The following is a 1,726-nucleotide window of genomic DNA, read 5'->3' as shown; positions in this document are numbered from 1 at the left end:
CCGCGCTCTTGGCGTCGCCATCCGCCGAACGCATGTAGTCGATGATCTCCTTCTTGTCCCACACGTGGTTGCCGGTGGTGAGCACCTCGATGCCCAGCTCCAGCAGCTCCTCGGCAATCGAGGGCGTCACCCCGAAGCCCCCGGCGGCGTTCTCGGCGTTGGCGATCACCAGGTCGATCTTCTGCCCGGAGACGATGTCCGCCAGGTGGTCGCGCACGATGCCGCGCCCCGGACTGCCGAAGATGTCGCCAATAAAGAGGATGCGCATAGCTCGGCTTCGATGGTAGCACGCGGCCTCAGCCTGCGGCCTCGGCCCTGCGGCGCACCAGGCGCAGCATTTCCCTGCGGATCAGCCCGGAAAACGGCCCCACCAGCAGCCAGTAAGCGCGAAACTTGCGGCGCGCTGCGCTGCCATACACCACTACGCGGGTCTCCGTGGCCAGGCGGGTGACGGAGTCGGACTCGCGCTCCAGCGTGAAGTTCCACATCGCCTTGGCGTAGCCGTCGCGCTCGAAGGCGATGATCTCCTCGGTCGTGAGCCCGCCCAGGGTGCCGCTGTCCAGCCTCCAGAAGCGGCCCACCACTCCGAGCAGCACCTCGTCCTCCGAACCCGTGGGGATGCGGATGAAGCCGGCCGCGCGCAAGCGCTCTTCCTGGGAGCCCGCCTGCGCTGCCTTTCGCCGCGACCAGCCCAGCTTGCGCAGGCCCATCAGCACCCGGGTCAGCGGCATCTGGGAGAAGTCGGCGCCCCGCAGCGCCTCCCGCGTTTGCTCGAGCGACGCCTGGACCCGCGTCCCGTAGCGGGCGGCTACGTCGGCGCGGGGTATCAGCTCTTCCAGCTTCACGGCCCGAGCTCCGCCGTCTTCAGGAAGTCGTAGTTGCCCGAGGGCGAGAGCTTCAGGTTGCGCACCCGGCGCGAGTGCACCAGCACGTTGTCCATGTACCACAGGTTGATGTAGGGCAGGTCTTGGGCGACGATGCGCTGCACCTCGGCGTAGAGCGGCTTGCGTTTGGCCTCGTCGGTTTCGCGCCTCGCCTGGTCGATGAGCTCGTCCACCCGCGGGTTGGAGTAGTAGCTGCGGTTGGCGCGCTTGGGCGGGAAGCTGGCGGAGTGGAAGACGTGCTCGAAGATGTCCGGGTCCTCGTTGCCACCGATCCACCGCAGCGAGTACATCTGGAAGGAGCCGTGGACCACGTCCGAATAAAAGGTACCGAACTCATAGCTGCGGATGTCGAGCGCGATGCCCACCTCCCGCAGCTGCTGCTGCAGCACCGCCGCCATCAGCCGCGAGGATTCTTCCGTCGAGGTCTTCATGGTCATATGCAGGCGGACGCCGTCCGCGCCGGGCGCGTAGCCCGCCTCGGAGAGCAGGCGCATCGCGGCCTTCGGGTCATACGACTGTGGCGGCAGGTCGGACGCGAAGGCCCAGTGCTCCGGCGGCAGCACGCTCTCGGCCGGGCGCGCCATGCCCCGCCACAGGTACTCGAGCAGGGGACGGCGATCGATGGCATAGGCTAGCGCCCGGCGCACGCGCGCGTCCTTGAGTTGCGGGTCGCGCAGGTTGAAGGCCAGGTAGGCGTAGATGGTCCCCGGTGATTGCTCGACCGCGAGCCGCCCCTCGCTGCGCAGCTCCGCCACGGTGTCCGCGGGCAGGGCGTTGATGGCCAAATCGGCGCTGCCCTTGCGCAGCTCCAGGGCCCGCGTGGTCGCATCCGGCACCACCGC

Annotated in this window: 3 protein-coding genes; all 3 read right to left on the bottom strand. The window is 68.4% G+C overall.

Annotation, left to right across the window (positions count from 1 at the left end; all coding sequences use genetic code 11):
• Positions 1-268 (bottom strand): YmdB family metallophosphoesterase (locus tag VGQ94_03810; GenBank protein HEV2021633.1); only part of this gene is annotated, 268 nt, incomplete at its 3' end.
• 28 nt (positions 269-296) lie between these two features.
• Positions 297-845 carry a hypothetical protein gene (locus VGQ94_03805; GenBank protein ID HEV2021632.1) on the bottom strand — a complete coding sequence of 183 codons (549 nt, stop codon included), beginning with the start codon at positions 843-845 and terminating at the stop codon, positions 297-299.
• The coding region (locus tag VGQ94_03800) for an ABC transporter substrate-binding protein (protein ID HEV2021631.1) at positions 842-1,726 on the bottom strand (885 nt) is incomplete at its 5' end. The genes VGQ94_03805 and VGQ94_03800, both read right to left, overlap by 4 nt.

The sequence above is a fragment of the Terriglobales bacterium genome (assembly GCA_035937135.1).
In the GTDB taxonomy this organism is placed as follows: Bacteria; Acidobacteriota; Terriglobia; order Terriglobales; family Acidobacteriaceae; genus DASYVL01.
The sequence above is the reverse complement of the archived record's forward strand: the minus strand, read 5'-3'. Positions and strand labels throughout refer to the sequence as shown.